Here is a 22,999-nt window from a genome sequence, read left to right as displayed (position 1 = left end):
ATGGCCAGCTTACGACGGGGAATCGGCCTCCCCGAAAATGCAGGGAGGCCCAATGCCGGTTAGAACGTTTCCCAGTTATCCTGCGGATCGCTGGCGTTCATTTTTTTATGATTGAGTACCGGTGTGACTGCCGCCTTGCTGCTGACGGGCATTTTGAACTCTTCCTGCCCTGCCGCTTTCAGGCGGAAGACCGCCACGGACTGGGTCAGCATGCTGGCCTGTTCTTCCAGCGCCGCCGCCGCAGAGGCGGATTCTTCCACCAGCGAGGCGTTCTGCTGAGTGACACGGTCCATTTCCGCCACCGCCTGGCCGACCTGATCGATACCGCGGCTCTGTTCGTCCGACGCCGAAGCGATTTCACCCATGATGTCGGTGACGCGGGTCACGGCATTGACGATATCGCCCATGGTTTCCCCGGCGCTTTCCACCAGTACCGACCCCATATCAACGCGGTTGACGGAGTCTTCGATCAGGCCTTTGATTTCTTTCGCCGCCTGGGCGCTGCGCTGCGCCAGGTTACGGACTTCACCGGCCACCACTGCAAAGCCACGCCCCTGCTCACCGGCACGCGCCGCTTCTACCGCCGCGTTCAGCGCCAGGATATTGGTCTGGAAAGCAATGCCGTCGATTACGCCGGTAATGTCGGCAATCTTCTGCGAACTGCCGGCGATGTCGTGCATGGTCTGCACCACGTTAGCCACCACCTTGCCGCCTTTCTGCGCGGTTTCGGAGGCGCTCAATGCCAGTTGGCTGGCCTGACGGGCATTTTCGGCGTTCTGTTTCACCGTCGCGGTCAACTGCTCCATGCTGGCGGCGGTTTCTTCCAGCGAGGCAGCCTGCTGCTCGGTACGTGAAGAGAGATCGTTATTGCCGGCGGCAATTTCGGAAGCGCCGCTGTAGATAGCGTCGGCCCCCTGACGCACGCCGCTGACGGTGTCGATCAATTCGCTCTGCATGTGCTTGAGGCTGGCAGCCAGCACGCCCATTTCATTGCGGCTGGTGACGGCAATCGGCTGAGTCAAATCGCCAGCGGCAATCATCTTGATGTGTTCGATCATGCGGTTCAGCGGGCGGACCAGAATGTGGTGAATACCGCTCCATACCAGCACAATCACCGCCAGCACGACCAACAGCACCACTACCAGCGTCCAAATGGCGAAGCTGAATGACTTGTTGCTGTCTTCTACCGCGGTCTGGTAAAGCTTGTCATTTTGCGCCAGATAGATGTTGTAGATGTCTTCGAACGCGTCCTGATAGCTTTGCGTCGGCTGGTCAAAGAATGCGTTGATTTTGCCTTCACCCAGCAGTTGGGTCAGCTCGGTCAGCGCACCCTGCAAGATGCCGTATTGCTGTTTGAGCTTTTCGGCCGATTGCGCGTCCTGACGGGCGTCGAGAGGAATTTTGTCATAGGCAGCATAGTGCTGTTCCGCAACCACCAGGTTGCTCTTGGCGCGAGCCAACAGTTCGGTGACGCTGGCGCCGCTGCCGATGTTAGTGGCGTCCATCATGTGACGAATACCGGCACGGTTCAGCGTGTTTCGAGCCTGCAGCAGGTTGACCCAGCTTTCGTTCAGCTCGGACTGCTGCTGGCGAATGGTTTGCAAAACGGTGAAGTTTTCTTTGTCATTCTTCAGTGAGGAGAAAAAGAGCCCGCCTGAAACCAGCTGCAAGGCGCCAAATAACACCAGCACCAGTAACAGGCTGGTGACCACCTTCATACGATTAAACATGTTTTCCCTTGTTGAACGCCCGCGCGGACAGGCCCTGATTACGTTGATTGACAGAGTTATCGGCGCGGCGGGGAAGAACTTTATGAGAAGAGGTAACTATTTTGTGCAGAGTTTGGGTTGGTCCGGTTTCCAAATCAGGGCGCGGCATGCCGCGCCCCTACGGGTAGCGGATCAGGCGCTTTTCGCTACGCTGTCAACCAATGACATCTCTTCGCTGCTCAGCAGCTTTTCGATATCCACCAGGATCAGCATGCGTTCGCCCAACGAGCCCAGCCCAGTGAGGTACTCGGTGGCCAGCGTCACGGCAAACTCCGGCGCCGGGCGGATCTGTTCGGTGGTCAGCGACAATACGTCAGACACGCCGTCAACCACGATACCCACCACGCGCTGACCAAAGTTAAGCACGATCACCACGGTGTTTTCATCATAGGACACGTCCTGCTGAGCGAACTTCACCCGCAAATCGATAATCGGCACAATCACGCCGCGCAGGTTGGTGACGCCCTTGATAAAGGCCGGAGTATTGGCAATGCGCGTAACCTGATCGTAACCGCGGATCTCCTGCACCTTGAGGATATCAATGCCGTATTCTTCGTTACCCAAGGTAAAAATCAGGAACTCCTGCCCTACCGTTTCGCCAGCCAATTTGCTGACGGTTGCCAGTCCTGCCATGTCATTCACCCTTTAAATCAATAGATTAATTATTATGCAGCTGCGTCCGTCTGACGCTGCTCGCGGTTCAGGGTTTGCAGCGCCGAGACATCGACAATCAGCGCCACGCTGCCGTCACCGAGAATGGTGGCGGCGGAAATGCCCGGCACCTTGCGATAGTTGCTTTCCAGATTCTTCACCACCACCTGATGCTGGCCGATCAGCTGATCCACCAACAGCGCATAGCGGCGGCCGGCGCTTTGCAGGATCACCACAATGCCCTGGGTGGCGTCGGTTTTGGCCCCCGCCACGTCGAACACCCGGAACAGCTCTACCAGCGGCAAATATTCCCCGCGCACCTGCAACACCCGCTCGCCACCGGCCAACGGATGCAGATCTTCAGCCTGTGGCTGCAGCGATTCCATCACCGCGTTGAGCGGCAGGATAAACACTTCATTGTTCACCTTGACCGACATGCCATCGAGGATCGCCAGCGTTAGCGGCAGCAAGATCCGGATGGCCGTGCCCTTGCCCGCCTGGGAATGGATTTCGACGTGCCCACCCATTTCCTGAATATTTCGCTTCACCACGTCCATGCCGACGCCACGGCCGGAGACGTCGGTGACCTGCTCGGCGGTGGAGAAACCCGGCGCGAAAATCAGCATGCCGACGTCTTCATCGCTCATGCTGTCACTGACCGCCAGCCCCTGCGAAGCCGCCTTGGCGAGAATTTTCTCGCGGTTCAGGCCGGCACCGTCGTCGGTGACTTCGATACAGATATTGCCGCCCTGATGCTCTGCCGACAGGATCAGGTTCCCCACCTCCGACTTGCCCGCCGCGAGGCGCGTGGCCGGATCTTCAATGCCGTGATCCAGGCTGTTGCGCACCAGGTGCGTCAGAGGATCGATAATGCGTTCAATCAGGCTCTTATCCAGTTCGGTAGAGCTGCCCTGCAGCTGCAACTCCACCTGCTTGTTCAGCTTACCGGCCAGATCGCGTACCAGACGAGGGAAGCGGCTGAATACGTATTCCATCGGCATCATACGGATCGACATCACCGATTCTTGCAGGTCGCGTGCGTTGCGTTCCAACTGGCTCATGCTGTTGAGCAGATCGCCGTGATTCACCGGATCCAGGCTGCCGGAGCGCTGCGCCAGCATCGACTGGGTGATCACCAACTCTCCGACCAGGTTGATCAATTGGTCCACTTTTTCTACCGCTACGCGGATGCTGGTGGATTCGCTGGCCTTGGCGCGCGGTTTAACCGCTTCCGTCACTGCCGGCGCCGGTTTGGCGACCGCGGGCGCAACGGCTACCGGCGCTACCGGCTCGGCAACCACCGGCGGCAATTCTGCCTGTGGCGGCGTGGTGAAGCTGATTTGCTCCGGCTCCAGTACAAAACACAGCACCGCGCTGATGTCATCTTCGCTGGCGGAGGTCAGCAGCGTCACTTCCAGGCTATTTTCGGTCTGATGCGGGTTTTTCACCTCACCCAGATTGCCCAACTCTTCCAGCATCAACGGGACTTCGTTCGGCTTCAGACCGCACAGGCAAACCCGCATGCCGCCTTCGATGGCCGCCGGTGCTGCGACGGCGTGTTGCGCGACGGCAGGTGCTGCGGGGGCATCTTGCTGCTGTGCGTCCAACGCAAGCTGCCGCAACGCCTGACAGATGTATTCAAAGCTGTCGACGTCAGGCTTTTGCGAAGTTTTATAGGCGTCCAGTTGCTCCTGCATAATGTCTTTGGTTTCCAGAAACAGGTTTATAATCTCGGTGCTCAGGCTCATTTCCTGACGCCGCGCACCGTCCAACAGGTTCTCCAGCAGGTGGGTGGTTTCCTGCAGCACCGAAAAGCCAAAGGTCGCCGCACCGCCCTTGATCGAGTGCGCCGCGCGAAAAATGGCGTTCAGCGGCTCAATGTCCGGAGCCAGCGGATCCAGCTCCAGCAGGTGTTGCTCCATATCGGCCAGCAACTCGTCTGCTTCATCAAAAAAGGTCTGATAAAACGCACTAATATCCATGCTCACGGGGTCACCTCTGCTGTGAGTCGCTGTTAGTCGGTACAGGGACAGCCGCCGGCTGCTCCGGTGCAATGAGGGTGGCCGGAGCCGTCGCCGACGGGGCCAACGGTTTTAAATCGACCGGCTGGGCAATCTCCATCGCGTTGCTTTCACCATTTTCATGTTCAATGCCCTGCTGGGTTTGTTTGTTGAGCACCAGTACGGTAATGCGACGGTTGATGGCATCGTCGGCGCCGTGCTGTTTCAGGCTCATGGTGGCGGCCATGCCGACCACCCGCAGGACCTTCCCTTCCGACAACCCGCCGGCTATCAACTCTCGCCGCGAGGCATTGGCGCGATCGGCCGAAAGCTCCCAGTTGCTGTAACCGCGCTCGCCGGTGGCGTAGGGAATATCGTCGGTGTGGCCGGACAGGCTGATCTTATTCGGCAGGTCATTGAGGATCGGCGCAATTGCCCGCAGGATGTCGCGCATATAGCTTTCCACCTGTGCGCTGCCGGTCTTGAACATCGGTCGGTTTTGGCTGTCGATGATCTGAATGCGCAAGCCTTCATCCATCATGTTGATCAACAGATGCGGCCGCAGCGCTTTCAGGCGCGGATCGGACTCAATCAGTTCGTCCAGTTTTTCCCGCAGCTTGTTCAGCCGCAGTTCTTCGTCACGCTTCTCGAGCGTATCAATCTGCTTTTTCACCAACCCGTCTTGCTGAGTAGGATCGTCGCCACCGCCGGGGATCGGGCTGCTTTCAGAGCTGCTCTTGTCGCCGGAAGTCAGCGCCACTTTCAGCGGCGTGCGGAAGTATTCGGCGATTTGCGTCAGTTCCTGCGGGCTGGCAATCGCCAGCAGCCACATCACCAGGAAGAAGGCCATCATCGCCGTCATAAAATCGGCGTAGGCAATCTTCCAGGAACCGCCATGATGGCTGGCGTGATGCGACTTGCGTTTTCTGACCAGAACAACCGGGTGATTCTGTTTCATGCCTGTTCTTCTTCCGTCGCCTGCTGTGCCGGCGCCTTCACGCGGCGCACATGTTCTTCCAGCTCAACGAAGGAGGGACGTTCGGTGGTGTATAGCGTTTTACGGCCGAATTCGACCGCAATCTGCGGCGCGTAGCCATTCAAACTGGACAGCAAAGTGACCTTGATGCACTGCATCATTTTGACGTTTTCGGCACTCTTTTGTCGCAACAGGGTCGCCAGCGGTGAGATAAAGCCGTAAGCCAGCAAAATGCCCAGGAAGGTGCCGACCATCGCGTTGGCGATCAGCGCCCCCAGTTCGGCTGCCGGACGGTCGGCCGAGGCCAGCGCATGCACTACCCCCATCACCGCCGCAACAATACCAAAGGCCGGCAACGAGTCACCGACCATCGCCAGGCTGCCTGCCGGCACCTCGCTTTCCTGTTCAAAGGTTTCGATCTCTTCGTCCATCAAGGCTTCGATCTCAAAGGCATTCATGTTGCCGCTCACCATCAGCCGTAAGTAATCGGTAATAAACTCCACCAGGGTGTTATCGGCAAGAATGCGGGGATAATTAGAGAAAATTTCACTTTCCTGCGGATTATCAATATCGAACTCGAGAGAAAGCATGCCTTGTTGACGGGATTTGGCCAGCAGCCGGAACAGCAGAGCCATCAGATCCATGTAGAGATCTTTGCTGTATTTCGAACGACGCATCAGCTTGGGAATGGCGCGCAGGGTGGATTTTATCGCCTTACCGTTGTTGCCCACGATAAAAGCGCCGATACCCGCGCCGCCGATAATCAGAAATTCTGCCGGCTGATAAAGCGCGCCCAGATGGCCCCCCACAATCAGGTAGCCCCCAAAGACCGCACCCAATACCACGAGATAACCCAAAATAACTAACACACGCATTCCTTAAATTAACAATGTGGATGGAAGGTGGGGTAAGCGCGCAAATGAGCCGCACAGGCGCAACAGGCTGAGCTGCGCCTTTGGGTTCGGCACGCCGAACCCTGCATTTCATCAATCGGTTTAAATCTGGATAAACCGGCGCTGCCGCCGGCTCAAATTGCGCGTTTAACCTGCTCGTCCAGCAGTTGAGGAATAATATCGGCCAGTTGCGGCGAAAGTTTACGTCTTTTTACTGCGCGGGATGGGGGCTGGCATAAACTGCAAACAAAATTGTTCAACGGTTGGTGCGCGTGGGTGATAAAAGTGCCGCCGCAGCAGTTGCAGGCAGAGAGCTGCAGCATGCCGCTGTCGACGAAGCGCACCAGCGTCCAGGCTCGCGTCAGCGCCAGCAACGGCGGCTCACCCGGCTGGTGCGGGCACTGTTCCAGATACAGACGATAGGCTTTAATCACTGCCTCAACGCCGGTGCAGTGCCCGCTTTTCATCAGGAAACTGTAGGCGTTGTAGAACATCGATGAATGAATGTTCTGTTCCCAGGTCATAAACCAGTCCGTCGAGAACGGCAACATCCCTTTCGGCGGTGGACTGCCGCGTAACTCCTTATAGAGCTTGATCAAACGCCCACGGCTGAGCTGCGTTTCGCTTTCCAGCATCTGCAAACGCGCACCCAGCGTAATCAGCTCCATGGCCAGCTGAATATCCTTGGCTTCCTGAACAATACTTTTCTCTGCCATCATCAAGCTCTTTTCTTCGTCGCACTGCCGTCTTTTGCCGACAGTTCTTGCAGTAAATGGCTTGAGAGCAAAATACCGGTATGGATTTGCTGCAGATCGTCGACACGCGACTCTTTCGTCAGACGCTCGATGGTTTGGTGATCGTTAAAGCGGAAGTGGCAGACCAGCTGGTTGGTTTCAGCCAATTTGACCATTTGCGGTAACGTGAGCTGAGCAAGCGCATCGGCCATGGTTTCGTCGATACCCAAACGGAACATTGCCGAGGCTTTTTCATCATTAATCAGACGCTGTGCTAAAAGTAAATATGACAAATTGATGTCATAAATATGCTTAAGTAATTCAGACGTACCCATATTCCCCATCCCGACAGACTATGTTTAAAAACATACGCTGGGTGATAATTTTTATCGCCCGTGACCTGGGTTTGTTCCCTAAGTTGGCAATGAAGCCCTGAATAACGACCGTTATAAATTTTTCAACATCACTAAATTCGGACCATCATTCAGTATTTGATACGTGCGCAAACCAACGTGTATGGATGTACAGCATTTTGCTCCAGCGGTGTTTAATCACCGTGAAACTATTTTTACAAAATTAATAAGATTATTCCTAATGCAGCGCAACTCTACCCCTGAACCATTAGCACACACAATGTAAGTGAGAGGCAATTTTAAATACAATGTGATCTAGATCACAAAAATAAAAAATAAATAAGCCAAATATCAGGTTTGCCGTATGGTTTTTAACCGCATTTCCGCTCACAAAACAGACATAAGTAAAAAAACGTCTTAAAAACAATGTATATAAGCCAAAAAAATATCTTTTTTAGATCAATTCGAACAAAAGCATCACCAAACTAAAATAACAGAACAAAAATCTGCTCGTAGCCGATAAAGACAGTATAAATAACCGTTTAATAAACAATAAACTATCAGCATTGAAAAATAACGCATGTAAACTATAAGGATATTAGCTTTCGGATTTGACTTAAACCTGCTGGAATTCCCTGTTTTATTTTTCAACGAATGTTCCAATTCGATTAACAACGGCTCGGTTACGTTGTAAACAAGAAAACAGAGGTAACGATTTGTTTCCTGACAAATGGAATGAAAGCCGCAGGCTTCAGGTGGTTTTTTAGGCGAGATGATGGCAAAACGTTTTATCGGCAGCGTTAATTAAAACTTTAATAGTTTTTCAGCGCCACGGAAAAATTAGATCCTGTCTGATGTTTATGCGCCAAGAATAAGTGCTGTTATTTTCAGTAGCACTAATAAAGTAAAACGCAGTTTCGTTTTATTCTTCTCAGAGGGGCCACTCTCTCCTGCGCGGTGGAAAATAGCGCGTCGCGGGCCGTTCGATTAATCCTGGCGGTTCAGACAAGCAACCTGCTGCCGGAACAGGGGCGCAATCGGGCTAGAAAACGTTCAATCCCAGGTGTAATCCGCCCTCCTTGTCGCTAAAAAGGCCGGAACTCAACGCCAGGCGCATTGGCAAGCGGTTCTGTCCCCCTGGCTGCTGGCTACCCAACCTGAGGCTTTCCCTATTTTGCGTACAGATCAGCAAGATGCCATTGCCGACGGCGCATGGGCATATTATTATTCTCACAGCAGGGAAACTTGCACGCAGACAATTATTACGTATCGCAATTTATTTATTTGAAATTAATTTTTCAGGTCGCACATCACGCTTTTGCTGCTGTCACGATGACAGCGTGATGTTTCTTCGTTCGGCTACAACTCTTAACAGGCTATATTTTAATCATGACCGATACCCTGGATTACCTGATGACTTTCCGTAAATGCACCAGCTTGGACAGCGTGGAGAAAGTGTACGACAAGCTTAACTACTCCATCGATAATGACATTGAAATCAGCAACATGTATCGCGCCGCCGATCATCGTCGCGCTGAGCTGGTTGCAGGGAAACTCTTCGATTTGGGCAAGGTGCCGAAGACGCTGTGGGCACAGGTGCTATAATTTGCATTCATTGCGCGCGCAGGCAATTTATCTTTTATTGCTAAATAACGGCAATCTCTCCCGGATTTATTGGTGCGCGTGATACAAAACACATTTATTCACTTCACCAGGCTCTACCCTTTACCCTATCAACAGGAAACAGGAGTGGAAGATGGGATATCAAAACGTTTTGGTTACCGTCGCCGTGGCGGCAGACAGCCACCGCCTGGTTGAAAAAGCCGTCTCCATCGTACGTCCTTACAACGGCAAAATTACCCTGCTAAGCACCATCGCCAATCCGGAAATGTACAATAACTTTGCGGGCCCCATGCTGGGTGACCTGCGTGCGCTGATGGAAGAAGAAACGCTGCTGTTTCTGGAGGAACTTCGCCTGCGGGCGGATTACCCGATTACCGATACGCTGATCGTCCACGGTGAACTGGCCGATAGCCTGAACTATGCCAGCCAACGACACCCCTTTGATCTGGTGGTTTGCGGCAATCACAGCGACGGCGTGATGAATAAAATCGCCTGCTCTGCCGCCCGCTTTATCAATACCAGCCGCATCGACGTGCTGATCATTCCGCTGTAACGCTGAGCACATTAGGCCATTCGCTCTTTTCGATGATTGACTAGACTTAGGCTCTCTTGTCCGCATAAGGAATGCCTGATGTCTCAGTCTACACAACAAAACCGTCGTTTTCTGTTGGCTTCTCGCCCGCACGGCGAGCCTGTCGCAGACAACTTCCGTCTGGAAACCGTCGCTACGCCGCAGCCCGCCGCCGGCCAGGTGTTATTGCGCACCGTCTACCTGTCACTCGATCCTTACATGCGAGGCCGCATGAGCGATGCGCCCTCTTACGCCCCGCCGGTGCAGATCGGCGAAACCATGGTGGGCGGCACGGTCTCACGGGTCGTGACCTCACAGCACCCCGATTTCAAACCCGGTGACTGGGTATTAGGCTACGACGGCTGGCAGGATTACGCGCTGTCTGACGGTAGCGGCCTGCGCAACCTCGGCCCTCATCAGGCGCACCCTTCTCGCCTGCTCGGCGTTCTGGGTATGCCGGGCTTCACCGCTTATATGGGGCTGCTGGAGATCGGCCAGCCGAAACCCGGTGAAACCCTGGTGGTGGCTGCCGCCAGCGGTGCCGTCGGATCGGTCGTCGGGCAGGTTGCCAAACTGAAAGGGTGTCGGGTCGTCGGCGTGGCGGGCGGTAAAGAAAAATGCCGCTATGTGGTGGAGGAGCTGGGCTTCGATGCCTGTATCGATCATCGTGCTGCCGACTTTGCCGAGCAACTGGCCGCCGCCTGCCCACAGGGCATCGATATCTATTATGAAAACGTCGGCGGTGCGGTGTTTGATGCGGTGATCCCGCTGTTGAATACCCAGGCACGTATCCCGGTCTGCGGAATTATCGCCCACTATAATGCCACCGACCTGCCTGCCGGGCCGGATCGTCTGCCGATGTTGCAGGGGTTGATCTTACGCAAGCGCATCCGCATGCAAGGCTTCATCATTTTCGATGACTTCGCGGAAGGCTTTGATGAATTCCTGCAGCAAATGGGAGAATGGGTCGAACAGGGGAAAATAAAATTCCGTGAAGACCTGGTCGACGGACTGGAAAATGCACCTCAGGCATTTATCGGCCTGTTGCAGGGCAAGAACTTCGGCAAGTTGGTGATCCGCGTCGCCGACGAGTAAGCCCCGCTGGGCGCGGAGATGAACTGCCGCGCCCTGATATGCCCTCAATGCAGCGCACCGCCACTGAGGGATAAATCCTCATCCACCGTCAGTGTGGTATGCACAATACTGCGTACCGCCTCTATCATTGTGGTTAACGCCAGGCTGGGTTTTCCCGGATGATTCACCGCCAGCTGATGGCTGTAAGGAATGTGGATAAACCCACCTTTGATCGCCAAATTTTGGCTGGCGATATGATGGCTCAGCCCGTAGAAAAGCTGGTTGCAATTATAAGTGCCTGCCGTGTGCGACACCGCGGCGGGAATGCCTGCCTGATGTAAATGATGCACGATCGCCTTTACCGGCAGCGTGGAAAAATAGCCCACCGGCCCCCCTTCCACCACCGGGATGTCTATCGGTTGTTTTCCGGCGTTATCCGGAATGCGGGCGTCAATCAGGTTGATGGCGACCCGTTCAACGGAGATTTCGCCACGCCCGCCGGCCAGCCCCAGGCAGATCACGGCTTTGGGCCGCAGCTCTTCGATGGCGGCAATCAGCTGCTGGTTGGACAACCCCAGCACGCAGGCCAATTGACGCACCACCACTTCTACGCCGGCGATCCGCTCTCCCGCCAGCGCCTGCGCCACCTGCCACGAAGGGTTAACCTCGTCCCCGTCAAACGGCTCAATGCCGGTCACCAATACCCTTTCCATCGTCACACCTCAGGTTGTTATTGAATCCGCGTGCTCTCAGCCTAAACAACGCGCTATGATTCTGGAAATGGATTATCTGTATATAGAGTATTCATAAAATGAATTTATCCAGCGTCGATCTCAATCTTCTGGTGGTGTTTGAAGCGTTATACCAAACACGCAATGTCACTGCTGCCGGCGGACGTCTGAACCGTGCACAGCCTTCGGTCAGCAATGCGCTGTCTCGCTTGCGGCTGTTGTTTGACGATCCGCTGTTTATCCGCAGCGGCGGCGGCATGTTGCCAACCGCGCGAGCTCACCAACTGATGCTGCAAATCCATCCGGTGCTGGAACAAATCCACCAGACGCTGACGCCGCCGATGCGCTTCGATCCCGCGACGGCCCGCCAGCGCCGATTCAGGCTAGCCGCCGGCGACTACGCCGATATCACGCTATTGCCCACCATTATCAGTCGGCTGCGGCAGGATGCTCCGGGCATAGATATCCGGGTTTCTCGGCTGGATCGCCGCAATGTGGTGCAACAGCTTGAGAGTGGCGAGATAGATGTGGCGCTGGGCGGGCATATCGAGGCGGTGAAGGGCATGCTGGTGCAGCCGTTGTTTACCGAAAGCTTTACCTGTATCGCCAGCCGACATCATCCGCAGTTAGCTGCCGAAAGTTGGGGCCTGGCGCAATACGTCGGCCTGCCCCACGCCCTTTACGCGCCTTCGGACGACGGCTCTGCACGCGGGATTATCGATCGTCGGCTGGCTGAACTGGGGCTGGAACGACGCGTGGCCGCAACATTCTCGCATATCGTCGCGCTGCCTGCGGTCGTCGCCGGCAGCGATTTGATCGCAACCCTGGCGCACAGCGTCGCCAGGCAGTTCGCCGATCCGGCGAAGGTGCGCTTTCTGCCGCTGCCGGCAGAACTGGCGGTGGGCGAGTTTTCTGTCGATCTGGTTGCCGGTCGCCAGGCCCGGCGCGATCCGGCGCTGACCTGGCTGTGCGATACCCTTACCCAACTGAATTGGGGAGAGAATCGATGAAAATTGCCTCTGCTGGTACGATCAAGGCCCTAAGCTAGGCGCCGATTTCGGTGCGCACATCCAACAGTTCAGGGAAGAAAGTCAACTCCAGCGCCTTTTTCAGGAAGCTGACGCCGCTCGAACCGCCGGTGCCCGTTTTAAAGCCGATAATCCGCTCCACCGTCTTCATGTGCCGGAAACGCCACAGGTGGAAGCTTTCCTCTATATCCACCAGCTTCTCGGCCATTTCATAGGCTTCCCAATACTTTTGCGGATGGTCATAGATCTCTTTAAAAGCCGGCAGCAGGTTTGGATTGCGTTGGTAAGGTTGCGTCCAGTCACGTTCAATACACTCCTGCGGGATCGGCAGACCGTGGCGGGACAGGTAAAGCAGGTATTCATCGTACAGGCTGGGCGCTTCAAGAATGGCCTTCAGCGCCGCGTGTTTTTCCGCATCGTTGCTGAACACCGCCAGCATCGCCGCATTCTTGTTGCCGAGTAAAAATTCAATCGAACGGTATTGATGGGACTGGAAGCCCGACGAACTGCCCAGCACGTCGCGAAATTCGACGTACTCCGACGGCGTCAGGGTTTCCAGCACCGCCCATTGTTCGAACAGCAGCCGCTGGATCTGTTTGACCCGCGCCAGGATCTTGAAGCAGTGGCTGAGCTTATCTTGTTGCACCAGCATCCGCGCCGCCTGCAGTTCATGCAGCATCAACTTCATCCACAGTTCCGACGTCTGGTGCTGCACCACAAACAGCATTTCATCATGGTGTTGCGGGTTGGACAGCGGGTGCTGACAGTCCAGCAGTTGATCCAGGCACAGATAGTCGCCATAGCTCATGCGTTTGGAAAAATCGGTGACAATCGCGCTTTCTAATTCTCGTTTGTTCATCTGCTCTCTCCGCTGCGCTCACGGCCGGAAGCGGCGTGTAGCGTGCTGCAAACAGAAAACAATAGTCCATAACTCCCCACCGCGAAGGACTATAAACGAGAGTTGCCTCGCAGATTTCAGGGTTGGTCATGCCAGGTCGACGCCCTCCTTATTAAGGCCTGAATTGCCCCCCGCAGTGATTATCTGCGGGGATGGGATCGGCGACGCCTGAGCATAAACATTGCTCTGCCGATCCCCGAACCGCTGAAAATCAAGACTCTTTGTAATCTCGTCGCCGAACCATAAAGGAGCGCTCGAAGGTGATCACCGTCTCTCCCGTTGACTTGATACCCCGAGTTTCTACCGTGATGATGCCGTTGTGCGGTTGGGATTTTGACGGCCGTTTAGCCAGGATCCTGCTGGTGGCGTAAAGCGTATCGCCGACAAAAAGCGGCTCTTTCAGGCGCACCGTTTCCCAGCCCAGATTAGCCACCGCCCTGGCAGACAATGCCTGCACGGTCATTCCGCTGACCAGCGCCAGCGTGATGCTGCTGTTGACCAAAACGCGGCCATATTCAGCTTGGGCGCCATAGGCCCGATCGAAATGCAAAGGATGCTGATTCATCGTCAACAGGGTAAGCCAGGTGTTGTCGGCTTCGGAAAGCGTGCGCCCCGGCCAGTGCTTAATCGTCATGCCGGTTTCGAAGTCTTCATAGTCCCCACCGTGCTCTTCCTGATACTCATTTTCGCCGACTTTTCTTAACATGGGGTTTTCTCCCTGAATGGGTATAGCGCAACCGCGGCAGCGGTGTCTTCAATGGCCAGCCCCACGCTGCGAAATACCGTGGTCTGCCCCGCCGTTGCCGCGGACTCACCCAAAACGAGAGCACCCAGCTCATTGAGTCCTTCAGGCTGAATGTATCCGTGCGCCAGAGCGCTTCGAACCTCTCCCGCATCCTCCCTGGCGGCCGCGCCGGTTTCCACCACCACAAAGGCGGTTTTCAATAACGCAGGGTCGACCTCAATGGCGTCCTCGTGGGTGCCGCCGATAATGTTCAGGTGGGCTCCTGGCGCTACCCAATCGGCATACACCAAAGGTTCACGGGCATGGGTTGAGGTGGTGGTGCAGATAAGATCCGCCCCCTGCACGGCCTCGAATGCGCTACTGCAAACGCTGACCGGCGCGGTTGTCAGCGTACGGGCCCAGTGCGCAAACTCTTGCGTTCTGAGCGCCGAACGGGAAAAAATTCGCACCTTGCGGATCTGCCGCACCGCCAGCATCGCCAACAGCGTGGCGCGTGCCTGCACGCCCGCGCCCAGGATGGCAAGATCGCCGGCCTGCTCAGGCGCGCACAGCTGGGTCGCCAGCCCGGCCACCGCGCCGGTTCGCACGGCGGTCAAACTTGCGCCGTCGAGCAAAGCCAGTATCTGGCCGGTATTGATGTTCGTGAGTACCACCACACCATGAATCAACGGCAGTCCATGCTCAGCATTGCCGGGCGTGAGCGTAGTGATTTTGACGCTGGCGACACCGCGTCTGCTCCAGGCCGCCGGGCTGATCAAGGTCTCAGAAGGACCATGCTGGAGTAAGGTCCGCGTCGGCGATTGTTCGTCGCCACGACGTAAATCCCCGAACGCCTCACTCAGCATCGCCATGACCTGCCGCAGTCGGATCTCTCCGGACATTTCGGCAGCATTGATGATTTGCATCGTCACAGGGTGACCCTCTTCAACTGCGCGGCCACTTCTACGATAAGGTCTTCTTGCCCGGCCACCGCCTGGCGTTTTCCCAATTCGAAGAAGACATCACGCGGATCGACACCCGCAGAGGCCGAATGGCTTAACACCGGGTTTTTGAAGCCGGAAAAAACGCCGGCCAGGCCACTGACGATGCCCACGGAGTCGATCATCGGTGGGGTGACCATCAGCTCCCGGGCGGCAAGCTCGGCAGCGTCCAGAAAATGATAAAGATCGATACCGGTGTTGAATCCCAAACGTTCCAATACCGGCACCAGAACTTCAAGTTGGGTGTTCCCTGCCCCAGCTCCGAACCCGCGAGCGCAGCCATCAATCAGGGTAGCGCCGGCCTGAGCGGCGGCGACCGAGTTGGCTACCGCCATGCCCAAATTATTGTGGGCGTGGAAAATAAGTGGCACATCCACCTGCCGCCGCATCGCGGTGATGCGTTCGGTCACATCCTGCGGCAACAGGTTGCCGGCAGAATCCATGATGCCAACGGCCTGCGCACCGTACTCCACCAGCAATTGAGACTGATCGGCTAACTGTTGGGGCGTGGCCATATGGCTCATCATCAGTACCGCATGCGCCTCGACCCCGTGCTCACGCAGCCATCCCAGATGACGTTCGGCCAGGGTTGCCTCAGTGCAATGGGTCCCGATCCGCACCACATCCGCACCGCAGGATAACGCCTTCGCCAGATCGACGATGGTTCCCCAACCGGGCAGCATAAATACGCCCATCTTGCTGTTTTGCAAACACTCGCGCACGGTGTTCAGCATGGTTTCATCGCTCAACGCGGCGCGCCCGACCTGATACGAAGAGGCGCCAAGCCCGTTGCCATGGCCAACCTCGACAATCGCCACCCCCGTTTTATCCACCGCCGTCGCGTAGTCTCGTAGCTGAGCCACCGTGAGTTGATGTTTCACCGCGTGTTGACCATCACGCAGGGTGGAGTCGTTAATCAGAATGGCCATTAGCCCCCTCCGTTTTATTTCGATAGCTCGCATACTGTTCGGCAACCAGGATGGCGGCAGAATTGATCAGATCCAGATTCCCGGCGTATTCAGGCATCACCTTGCTGCTGGCAACCACCTCCAGCGAGACTGAAACGCGTCCTTCGCTGACGTTGAGCGCCGTAAGCGAATAGCCCGCCGAGAATCCCCGCACCGCTTCAACGGCTTCAGCAAGTACCGGAGCGATCTGTTCCTTTGTGACCCCAGGGATACCGGCAAAAATGGTGACCCTGAACATGGCGGGCGGCGCGGCCGGGCTGATGTTGAGGATCGCCTTGGTGTTGGCTACGCCGGTAAAAGCGCTGAGTGCCCGCTGCGTGGTGTCCACATATTCGTCGATGTTGATCCGGGTGGCCCGCCCCAGAATATTGCTGGCGACGGTCGCCACCACCTCGATATCGTTGATGCGAAAATGTCGGCTCAGGGCATGCAAAATGGGTATCGACGCCTGTCCACCGCAGCTGATCAGGCTGACATTGCGCTCGGCCAGCGCCTCGGTTCCCGTTACCGTGGGTACAATCATTTTTCCCAAGTGGCTGGGTGTTAAGTCGATCAGCAAGGAGCCCAGCGGACGCAGCAGCGCCCAATGCCTGACATGCGACATCGCGTTGGTGGCGTCGAAAACCACGTCGAAAGGCGTTGGCGACGCCAAAACAGCGTCAATGCCACCGGCGCTGGTTGGGCAGCCCAACCGGACGGCGGCCTCAAGACCGGCGGAGTCCTTGTTGCGCCCCGCCAGCAACCCGCAATGCAGCAGCGGGGAACGCTGGATCTTATTGACCAGATCCATACCAATGGCGCCGGTTCCAATGACCGCGACGGAGAGCGTCATGAGTTCCCCCTACTGAAACGAGCGGCCCAAGCCTTGCCTGATAGCAGGGTATTGCGCGCCATGCGGGCAAAAGGCGGCCCCACCATGTGCCCATCCAACAAGGCAATTCCGCCCTGCGCCGCTTTCACGGCATCGGTAATGCGGCTTGCCGCCAAAAGTGCGCTCTCGCAGGGCCGTAACGTCGAGTTGATCAGTTCGAGCTCGCTGGGATGAACTGTGGCTTTGCCATGGAAGCCCAGATCTTTGACGCACTGAATTTCATTAGCCAACACGTCGGGTTCGGAAAGCCGATAATTGGCGGTATCGATACAGCCAATACCGTGTCTGGCACTCGCCAACACCATCGCCTGGCGCGCGGCCAGCATCCCGGACCAGGTGATCGGCACCCCTAAAGTGGCCGCCAAATCTGCAGAGCCAAAAATCAGCCCATCCGCCACCGCCGCGACATTGTCCAGATCGGTAATGGCCTCGACGGTCTCTATCGTCAGGTAAATTTCAGGAAACCTTCCGGCAGAGGCGAAGGTTTCGCGTAGGAAAACCACCTCGGCCGGGGTTCGAACCATGGACATCACGATAAAACTGGGCGTGGTTTGACCGGAACACAGCATCACCAGATCATGCAAAGCGTCAATCGTGCCCAGCGCGTTGATCCGCACGGCAATATTGGCTGAGGGCGGCGCATTATCGAGAGCCGTGCGGCAAATGGTCCTGGCCTCCGCTTTCGCCGGGCCAGGTACCGAGTCTTCCAAATCCATCAAATGCACATCGGCGTCATAGGACAGAGCCTTGACGACCCGGCTGAGCGACAAGGCCGGCGTGTACAGAATGCTGCGGGGAACAGCCCGGGCGATATCCGTCATTGCGGCCCCCTGACAGCAGAGATCACCTGGCACAGGCCGCGGATCTGCTCTTGCGTTTGTCCGGCTCGCATCATGACCCGCAGGCCGGCGGTGCCTTTGGCGACGATCGGGAAAAAGACCGGCGAGACATAGAAGCCAGCCTCTATCACCTGACGCCCGGCCTCGATCACCCGCTCATCGCTCATCGGCACCAGGCGGATCGGGTAGGTATTGCCGCTTTGCTCCGTCGGGATCAGGGAATCGAACAGCGAGATGTTGTCGTACAGTTTCTTTTGCAGCCGGGGCAATTCGGCCGTGCGGTGAATTTCCGCTGACGCCAGGCTGGCGCCAATGGCCGCCGTATTCAGGTTTTGCGAGTAGTTGAGCCCGCCGCCAAAGCGTTCGACCAGGCGCAGCATCTGCTGCGAATAACCGTTGAGCAATATCGCTGCCCCGCTGGTGCCGAAAGCTTTGTTGAGCGTGACCACCATAATGGTGTTTTCATCCAACGCCGGACTATGGGAACGAACATAGCCAATACCGCGTTCGCCATAAGCGGAGATCGAATGCGAATCGTCGTAAAACACCATCAGGCCGTATTTATCCTGCAGTTCAGCCAAGGCTTTGACCGGGGCATAGCCTCCCAGGCTATCGCTGCCGTCGACCACGTAACAGACCCGTTGATATTGTTTGCAGCAGTCTTCGATGAAATTCAGATCGTGGTAATTGCAGGTAACGACCTCGGTTTCATCGGCACAGGCGGGTTTGGCCGCCGCCAGCGACACGTGGGCGTGCTTATCGAATATCATCAAAGGCCGCACGCCGTTGCCTAAATGGCCCGAGGCGATAAGCGGAAGCAAGCCGCCGCTGACGCTGCTCGCCGACACGCCGCTGAGCACATCGGCCTGGAACAGCTCACCCAGCGACGCCTCCAACTCCTTCATGGCAGGGAGCTGGACCCGGCTGCGGGCGATGCAATGATCCAGCACGCCGTAGCGGCGCACAGCGTCGATAGCGCCTTCGATCACCTTACTGTGGGAGTCCAGGTTCAGGTAGGAGCAGCAGCTGAAATTGACGAACTGATGGCCACTTGGGGTGGACAACAGGTCGTTATCGAGCCCGGCAACGATACCCGCAAGGCCGTTTTGCTCTGACATATCCCAGAAAGGATTGCCTATGCCGATGGCCTTATCGTTGTTGCGGAATTTATTGGTGGGAATGATCTGCTTACGGCTGCTCATCAAGTGCCTTCCTCTTGGTGGGTTCTGGTTGATAGTTGTAGATGCCTTTAAACTTGCGGTAAGCCGCCGTGTAGAGCGCGGAGTAGAAAACATAAGGGCGGCGCAGGATTTTCAGATCCCACAGCCAAAAATTAACGTTGATATTCAGGTCGTCTAAAGATTCGGCCTGGTGCCACCACCCCAGCGGCAAATACAGCATTTCGCCGGGTTCTAAAATAAAGTCACGGCGCTGCGGGATTTTTGCCGCCAACCGGGGAAAACGTTGCGGGTCGATATTGTCAAAATCAAAGGCCTGGGATTTATCGCCGAAGCCCTGCAGGATAGATCGCGGATAGTAATCTCTGCGGCCAGGAGGAAAAAGAATGAACCGTTTTCTGCCCTGCAAAGAAATATTAAAGTTTTCCAGCTCATCGAAGTGGCTTTGGGTAAAGACCCCGTGGTAGCTGACCCATAAATTGGCGGCGTTCAACCCACGACGGGAGGCCAACAGGGAAAAGGCATCGAAGCCAAGGATATTATTGACGTCCTCGGGGCGGTGCATAATATTGGAAACCACGCGATACCAGGTATTATTGTCGCTTTGGTACTCTTTATTTTCCAAAAAACCACGCAGCTGAATTTTCATGGTTTGCCAGCGTTCGGTGTTTTCTTTATTACTGGCCTCCCGGAATAAGGTGACATTGTCATCGCCCAAGCGTTGTGAAATCAGGTCACTCGCCCCTATGCTGGTATCAATGGGTAAATCGGTAATAATGACCGGGACGTCGGCTCGGAAAATAGCTTCAACACCAAAGGCGACGAACTCTTTAAAGGTCATGCGTGGAACGGGAACCCCCGTCGTTAACTGTTTCACGATTGCCGTTTTCCTGTTTCGAAAATAATAATGTGAGGCCCCGCTATTCTGGGGCGTGGTTTTTATTTATTGCTGAGTAATTTCTGACTAAACAGGCTGGATAATAAAGCGAGTGTTCCGGCGGCCATGGCGACCCAGGCCACCTGACCCGCTCCGCTTTGATCGGAAAGCTGTCCGCCAAGCGAGACGCCCAGTGAAAAGCCCAGCCAACCGGCGCTGGACAACCAGGAGAAGCCTTCGGATAAACACCCTTTCGGCGTCAAGGATTCCAGCAGATTGCTGCAGGTGATCAATAACGGCGCCACCGACAGCCCGGCGATGAAAGCGGAAATGCCCATGACAACGGGAACGCTGGTGAAAATCAGGGGCAGCGTGCCGGCGCACAGAGTGGCGGAAGTGATAAGCAGCAGGCGGGGTTGCGATAAAGACCAGTTCATGGCGCCGTAGCAAGTGCCGCCCACCAGGCTGCCCGCGGCGCAAATGGACAACAGCACCCCGGCGAGGGTTGGATTGCCCACCTCTTTGGCGTAGGCGATCATCATGACGTCGATTGAGCCAAGAAACAGGCCTACCGCCGCATAGGAGATCATTAGCGCCCGTACCCAGAGCATGCTGATTGCCCGACGGTCGCTTTCTTCGCTCTTGTGCACAATAACCGGCTCAGAACGCCGATGTAACACCAGGGCCAGAGAACCGCTGAAGGTGAGCGCGGCGCATAACGCCAGCCCCGCAGCGGGGTGCCACGCCGTGGCCAAAACAATGGCGATTAACGGCCCCAATAAGAAAATGATCTCATCAAGCACGGTTTCTAACGCGTACGCGGTTCGTAGCGCTTCGTCGGTCACCATGGCGGCCCAGCGAGTACGAATAAATCCATCCACCGGCACCGACGAGCAACCGGTAGCAATGGCCGCCGCCATAATGGCCCATAAGTGCATATTCAGCAGCACCAGGCCAATTAACGAAAGGATCGCAATGACGTGGCAGCAGCAAGTAATAATAAGCACCTTTCGCTGACTGAATTTATCGGCAAATCGGCCTAATACCGGGCTGGCTATCGCCTGCGTAATCATTAATGTTCCCGCCACGGTTCCGGCAATCCATAACGAGTCCATAGTGGCGGAAATCAACATTATGCAACTGATGGACCGCATCGCCACCGGAAACCTGACCAGCAGGCCAAATAATGAAAGCGTCGCATGTCCGGGATCAGACAATAATCGGGTATAAGAACCAAAACTGAACTTGGACTCAACGGCCTCTGTTTCCATAAGGTGCTCTCAAGAGAAATTCGCAAAAAAAAAGAATGAATATATCAATCGAACATACCCACTCATTTATTTGAATGGATACACTCAATGGAATAAATGATTTAAATATTTATTTATGCGCAACAATAAAGCGAAGGTAACGCGCTCAGGCGTTAATCCTTCCCGAATGGCGTTCAAGCCATAGGATATTGTTAGCGTTGAAATCATCCTGGTTAATAATGATTAATTCACCATCTTAAAAAGTCCCCGAAATTTATCATAAACAATTTTAATGCATGGGCATTAAGAATTAGCAACGCTAATCATTATTTACAAGAGCGTTTTTGCATCACATTGATGCGTTATTGCATTCATAATTAAATACAGTGTGTTAGGTGTTAATTAAGGTGGAAATTATAATTTTCAGTCCGCGAATAACGCCCTTTGAACCAAACTCTCTGGGACCTCTGGCGGTATAGCGGCGCAGAAAGCAGAAACTGTGCCGTAATCGTCATTTTTATTCCCTATTGGAGCCAAGTATTCCTGCCGCGCTTTATTTATGATGAAGGTTTGACGCGCGGGGACATTGGCCCTGACATTAACATCACGCTAGGAGAACACATGGCTACAGGCATTGGCGGTTGTACGCCACAACAGGCCCTGGAACAGCTGCAACCGCTCACGGACAACCCGCCTGAAATCGCCGCTGTGGAATACCGGCAACGCATTCAGCACGCACAGCGCCTGATGCGCGACAACGGCATTGACGCCTGCTACCTCAATGCCGGCAGCAATCTGCTCTATTTTACCGGTACCTCCTGGTCGCCCAGCGAACGTATGGTGGGCGCGGTGATCCCGGCCGAGGGGGAAATCGCCTATATTGTGCCCTGGTTTGAGATCGGCACGTTCAGGGATGCGCAGGTGATTGAGGGGGAAATATTTAGCTGGCATGAGGAAGAAGATCCCTATCGGTTGTTCTTCACCGTACTGGCCGTGCGTGGGCTGACAGGCTCAGGCCGCCAACTCAAAGTGGCCATTTGCGAAACCGCGTCGGTTACGCTGTTCCTCGGCCTGCAACAGCATGCCGGTGAGATAAAGTTGGTCAGCGCCCTGCCGGTCACCGGGTACTGCCGCAGCCGCAAATCGGCGGCCGAAATTGCGCTGATGCAAACCGCAAATAACATTACCCTGCGGGCCCAACAGGCGGCGGCAAGCATATTGCGTCCAGGGATCACCGCCAGAGAGCTGGTCGATTTTGTCGATCAGGCCCATCGCAAAATGGGCACCACCGGCTCTTACTTCTGCATTGCACTGTTCGGATCCGATAGCGCGTTTCCTCATGGCGTAAAAGCCCCCAACCCGCTGCAATATAACGATGTCGTGCTGCTGGATACCGGCTGTCGCTACAAGGGGTACCTGTCCGATATCACCCGAACTTATGTGTACGGCGAAGCCAACCCGCGCCAACGCTTTGCCTGGCAGGCTGAACATGATGCGCAGGCTGCGGCATTTGCCGTTATCGCGCCCGGAGTACCCTGCCATAAAGTGGATGATGCCGCGCGCGAAGCGCTGATTTCTCATGGTTTTGGGCCGGATTATCAACTGCCGGGGCTGCCGCACCGCACCGGGCACGGTATCGGACTGGACATTCATGAAGCGCCGTATCTGATCCGCAAGCAGCAGGAGCCGCTCGACGTGGGCATGTGCGCCAGTATCGAACCCATGCTATGCCTGCCGGGCGAGTTCGGCATTCGTCTTGAGGATCATTTCTACGTCACTGAAAACGGGGCACGCTGGTTTACCCCCCCGGCAAAATCTATTGATGATCCCTTTGGTTTAGCCTCCTGATCCCCCTTCGGGCGGCGATGCCGCCCGAATTAAAAGATAAGCTGGCCAATGAAAATAGCGGTTATTAATATCGATTTCATTTAGTCATCTTATTTAATTATTCAATTTAATATAACCATTAATTTATAACACCATCCTAACC

Annotated in this window: 22 protein-coding genes; 5 read left to right on the top strand and 17 right to left on the bottom strand. The window is 55.5% G+C overall.

The window, feature by feature from the left end:
* Positions 1 to 59: 59 nt before the first annotated feature.
* From H5P17_RS20370 to flhD, 7 genes are all read right to left on the bottom strand, one after another.
* Complete coding sequence (locus H5P17_RS20370; protein WP_044552092.1) at positions 60 to 1,730, bottom strand: methyl-accepting chemotaxis protein; 1,671 nt, start codon at positions 1,728 to 1,730, stop codon at positions 60 to 62.
* Positions 1,731 to 1,901: 171 nt separating this feature from the next.
* Positions 1,902 to 2,402: a chemotaxis protein CheW gene (cheW, locus tag H5P17_RS20365; RefSeq protein ID WP_020827537.1), complete on the bottom strand. Its 501-nt coding sequence runs from the start codon at positions 2,400 to 2,402 to the stop codon at positions 1,902 to 1,904.
* Between the two features lie 32 nt (positions 2,403 to 2,434).
* Positions 2,435 to 4,408, bottom strand: coding sequence for a chemotaxis protein CheA (gene cheA, locus H5P17_RS20360; protein WP_182824890.1), 1,974 nt, complete (start codon positions 4,406 to 4,408; stop codon positions 2,435 to 2,437).
* A gap of 4 nt (positions 4,409 to 4,412) precedes the next feature.
* Positions 4,413 to 5,378 (bottom strand): flagellar motor protein MotB, encoded by a 966-nt coding sequence (gene motB, locus H5P17_RS20355; protein ID WP_182824888.1) that lies wholly within the window; start codon positions 5,376 to 5,378, stop codon positions 4,413 to 4,415.
* A complete protein-coding gene (motA, locus tag H5P17_RS20350; protein WP_020827540.1) occupies positions 5,375 to 6,265 on the bottom strand; it encodes a flagellar motor stator protein MotA in 891 nt (296 codons plus the stop codon). The genes motB and motA overlap by 4 nt, the downstream gene beginning before the upstream one ends.
* Before the next feature lie 158 nt (positions 6,266 to 6,423).
* Complete coding sequence (flhC, locus tag H5P17_RS20345) at positions 6,424 to 7,008, bottom strand: flagellar transcriptional regulator FlhC (RefSeq protein ID WP_020827541.1); 585 nt, start codon at positions 7,006 to 7,008, stop codon at positions 6,424 to 6,426.
* A complete protein-coding gene (gene flhD, locus H5P17_RS20340; RefSeq protein ID WP_044552100.1) occupies positions 7,008 to 7,358 on the bottom strand; it encodes a flagellar transcriptional regulator FlhD in 351 nt (116 codons plus the stop codon). Before flhD ends, flhC begins: the two co-directional genes overlap by 1 nt.
* Before the next feature lie 1,407 nt (positions 7,359 to 8,765).
* Between flhD and ydgT the strand changes: the two genes are divergently transcribed.
* From ydgT to H5P17_RS20325, 3 genes are all read left to right on the top strand, one after another.
* On the top strand, positions 8,766 to 8,981 hold the full coding sequence (ydgT, locus tag H5P17_RS20335) for a transcription modulator YdgT (RefSeq protein WP_012145712.1): 216 nt from the start codon (positions 8,766 to 8,768) through the stop codon (positions 8,979 to 8,981).
* A 151-nt stretch (positions 8,982 to 9,132) separates the two neighbouring features.
* Positions 9,133 to 9,552 carry a universal stress protein UspC gene (uspC, locus tag H5P17_RS20330; RefSeq protein ID WP_044552103.1) on the top strand — a complete coding sequence of 140 codons (420 nt, stop codon included), beginning with the start codon at positions 9,133 to 9,135 and terminating at the stop codon, positions 9,550 to 9,552.
* 78 nt (positions 9,553 to 9,630) lie between these two features.
* Complete coding sequence (locus tag H5P17_RS20325; RefSeq protein ID WP_182824887.1) at positions 9,631 to 10,665, top strand: NADP-dependent oxidoreductase; 1,035 nt, start codon at positions 9,631 to 9,633, stop codon at positions 10,663 to 10,665.
* Positions 10,666 to 10,709: 44 nt separating this feature from the next.
* On the opposite strand, the gene pcp is transcribed toward H5P17_RS20325, so the two are convergent.
* Positions 10,710 to 11,357: a pyroglutamyl-peptidase I gene (gene pcp / locus H5P17_RS20320; RefSeq protein ID WP_182824885.1), complete on the bottom strand. Its 648-nt coding sequence runs from the start codon at positions 11,355 to 11,357 to the stop codon at positions 10,710 to 10,712.
* Positions 11,358 to 11,455: 98 nt separating this feature from the next.
* Here pcp and H5P17_RS20315 point away from each other — a divergent pair, with 98 nt between their 5' ends.
* Complete coding sequence (locus H5P17_RS20315) at positions 11,456 to 12,385, top strand: LysR family transcriptional regulator (protein ID WP_182824883.1); 930 nt, start codon at positions 11,456 to 11,458, stop codon at positions 12,383 to 12,385.
* A gap of 34 nt (positions 12,386 to 12,419) precedes the next feature.
* Here H5P17_RS20315 and kynA read toward each other — a convergent pair whose 3' ends face one another.
* The 9 genes from kynA to H5P17_RS20270 all read right to left on the bottom strand — a co-directional run bounded on the left by kynA (position 12,420) and on the right by H5P17_RS20270 (position 21,030).
* Complete coding sequence (kynA, locus tag H5P17_RS20310) at positions 12,420 to 13,262, bottom strand: tryptophan 2,3-dioxygenase (RefSeq protein WP_020827548.1); 843 nt, start codon at positions 13,260 to 13,262, stop codon at positions 12,420 to 12,422.
* Between the two features lie 250 nt (positions 13,263 to 13,512).
* A complete protein-coding gene (locus tag H5P17_RS20305) occupies positions 13,513 to 14,007 on the bottom strand; it encodes a MaoC family dehydratase (protein ID WP_044552113.1) in 495 nt (164 codons plus the stop codon).
* Positions 14,001 to 14,951, bottom strand: coding sequence for an ornithine cyclodeaminase family protein (locus H5P17_RS20300; protein ID WP_182824927.1), 951 nt, complete (start codon positions 14,949 to 14,951; stop codon positions 14,001 to 14,003). The genes H5P17_RS20305 and H5P17_RS20300 overlap by 7 nt, the downstream gene beginning before the upstream one ends.
* Before the next feature lie 2 nt (positions 14,952 to 14,953).
* Positions 14,954 to 15,955, bottom strand: coding sequence for a 4-hydroxy-2-oxovalerate aldolase (gene dmpG, locus H5P17_RS20295; protein ID WP_182824881.1), 1,002 nt, complete (start codon positions 15,953 to 15,955; stop codon positions 14,954 to 14,956).
* A complete protein-coding gene (locus tag H5P17_RS20290) occupies positions 15,939 to 16,826 on the bottom strand; it encodes an acetaldehyde dehydrogenase (acetylating) (RefSeq protein ID WP_182824879.1) in 888 nt (295 codons plus the stop codon). Before H5P17_RS20290 ends, dmpG begins: the two co-directional genes overlap by 17 nt.
* Positions 16,823 to 17,686, bottom strand: a complete 864-nt coding sequence (locus tag H5P17_RS20285; protein ID WP_044552122.1) for a CoA ester lyase — start codon at positions 17,684 to 17,686, stop codon at positions 16,823 to 16,825. Before H5P17_RS20285 ends, H5P17_RS20290 begins: the two co-directional genes overlap by 4 nt.
* A complete protein-coding gene (locus H5P17_RS20280) occupies positions 17,683 to 18,906 on the bottom strand; it encodes an aminotransferase class I/II-fold pyridoxal phosphate-dependent enzyme (RefSeq protein WP_044552125.1) in 1,224 nt (407 codons plus the stop codon). Before H5P17_RS20280 ends, H5P17_RS20285 begins: the two co-directional genes overlap by 4 nt.
* On the bottom strand, positions 18,893 to 19,759 hold the full coding sequence (locus tag H5P17_RS20275; RefSeq protein WP_197022773.1) for a cupin-like domain-containing protein: 867 nt from the start codon (positions 19,757 to 19,759) through the stop codon (positions 18,893 to 18,895). The genes H5P17_RS20280 and H5P17_RS20275 overlap by 14 nt, the downstream gene beginning before the upstream one ends.
* 62 nt (positions 19,760 to 19,821) lie before the next feature.
* Entirely contained in the window at positions 19,822 to 21,030 is a 1,209-nt protein-coding gene (locus H5P17_RS20270; protein ID WP_044552129.1) for an MFS transporter, read from the bottom strand.
* A gap of 600 nt (positions 21,031 to 21,630) precedes the next feature.
* Between H5P17_RS20270 and H5P17_RS20265 the strand changes: the two genes are divergently transcribed.
* Positions 21,631 to 22,857: a Xaa-Pro peptidase family protein gene (locus H5P17_RS20265; protein WP_182824877.1), complete on the top strand. Its 1,227-nt coding sequence runs from the start codon at positions 21,631 to 21,633 to the stop codon at positions 22,855 to 22,857.
* The last annotated feature ends 142 nt before the right edge of the window (positions 22,858 to 22,999 follow it).

The organism is Serratia sp. OS31 (assembly GCF_014164835.1).
Classification (GTDB): Bacteria; Pseudomonadota; Gammaproteobacteria; order Enterobacterales; family Enterobacteriaceae; genus Serratia; species Serratia liquefaciens_A.
The sequence above is the reverse complement of the archived record's forward strand: the minus strand, read 5'-3'. Positions and strand labels throughout refer to the sequence as shown.

What these genes read in the sequence shown, in the direction of transcription:
- H5P17_RS20370 (WP_044552092.1), bottom strand. Translation starts at nt 1,730, where the DNA reads ATGTTTAATCGTATGAAGGTGGTCACCAGCCTGTTACTGGTGCTGGTG.
- cheW (WP_020827537.1), bottom strand. Translation starts at nt 2,402, where the DNA reads ATGGCAGGACTGGCAACCGTCAGCAAATTGGCTGGCGAAACGGTAGGG.
- motB (WP_182824888.1), bottom strand. Translation starts at nt 5,378, where the DNA reads ATGAAACAGAATCACCCGGTTGTTCTGGTCAGAAAACGCAAGTCGCAT.
- flhC (WP_020827541.1), bottom strand. Translation starts at nt 7,008, where the DNA reads ATGATGGCAGAGAAAAGTATTGTTCAGGAAGCCAAGGATATTCAGCTG.
- flhD (WP_044552100.1), bottom strand. Translation starts at nt 7,358, where the DNA reads ATGGGTACGTCTGAATTACTTAAGCATATTTATGACATCAATTTGTCA.
- ydgT (WP_012145712.1), top strand. Translation starts at nt 8,766, where the DNA reads ATGACCGATACCCTGGATTACCTGATGACTTTCCGTAAATGCACCAGC.
- uspC (WP_044552103.1), top strand. Translation starts at nt 9,133, where the DNA reads ATGGGATATCAAAACGTTTTGGTTACCGTCGCCGTGGCGGCAGACAGC.
- H5P17_RS20325 (WP_182824887.1), top strand. Translation starts at nt 9,631, where the DNA reads ATGTCTCAGTCTACACAACAAAACCGTCGTTTTCTGTTGGCTTCTCGC.
- pcp (WP_182824885.1), bottom strand. Translation starts at nt 11,357, where the DNA reads ATGGAAAGGGTATTGGTGACCGGCATTGAGCCGTTTGACGGGGACGAG.
- H5P17_RS20315 (WP_182824883.1), top strand. Translation starts at nt 11,456, where the DNA reads ATGAATTTATCCAGCGTCGATCTCAATCTTCTGGTGGTGTTTGAAGCG.
- kynA (WP_020827548.1), bottom strand. Translation starts at nt 13,262, where the DNA reads ATGAACAAACGAGAATTAGAAAGCGCGATTGTCACCGATTTTTCCAAA.
- H5P17_RS20305 (WP_044552113.1), bottom strand. Translation starts at nt 14,007, where the DNA reads ATGTTAAGAAAAGTCGGCGAAAATGAGTATCAGGAAGAGCACGGTGGG.
- H5P17_RS20300 (WP_182824927.1), bottom strand. Translation starts at nt 14,951, where the DNA reads ATGCAAATCATCAATGCTGCCGAAATGTCCGGAGAGATCCGACTGCGG.
- dmpG (WP_182824881.1), bottom strand. Translation starts at nt 15,955, where the DNA reads ATGGCCATTCTGATTAACGACTCCACCCTGCGTGATGGTCAACACGCG.
- H5P17_RS20290 (WP_182824879.1), bottom strand. Translation starts at nt 16,826, where the DNA reads ATGACGCTCTCCGTCGCGGTCATTGGAACCGGCGCCATTGGTATGGAT.
- H5P17_RS20285 (WP_044552122.1), bottom strand. Translation starts at nt 17,686, where the DNA reads ATGACGGATATCGCCCGGGCTGTTCCCCGCAGCATTCTGTACACGCCG.
- H5P17_RS20280 (WP_044552125.1), bottom strand. Translation starts at nt 18,906, where the DNA reads ATGAGCAGCCGTAAGCAGATCATTCCCACCAATAAATTCCGCAACAAC.
- H5P17_RS20270 (WP_044552129.1), bottom strand. Translation starts at nt 21,030, where the DNA reads ATGGAAACAGAGGCCGTTGAGTCCAAGTTCAGTTTTGGTTCTTATACC.
- H5P17_RS20265 (WP_182824877.1), top strand. Translation starts at nt 21,631, where the DNA reads ATGGCTACAGGCATTGGCGGTTGTACGCCACAACAGGCCCTGGAACAG.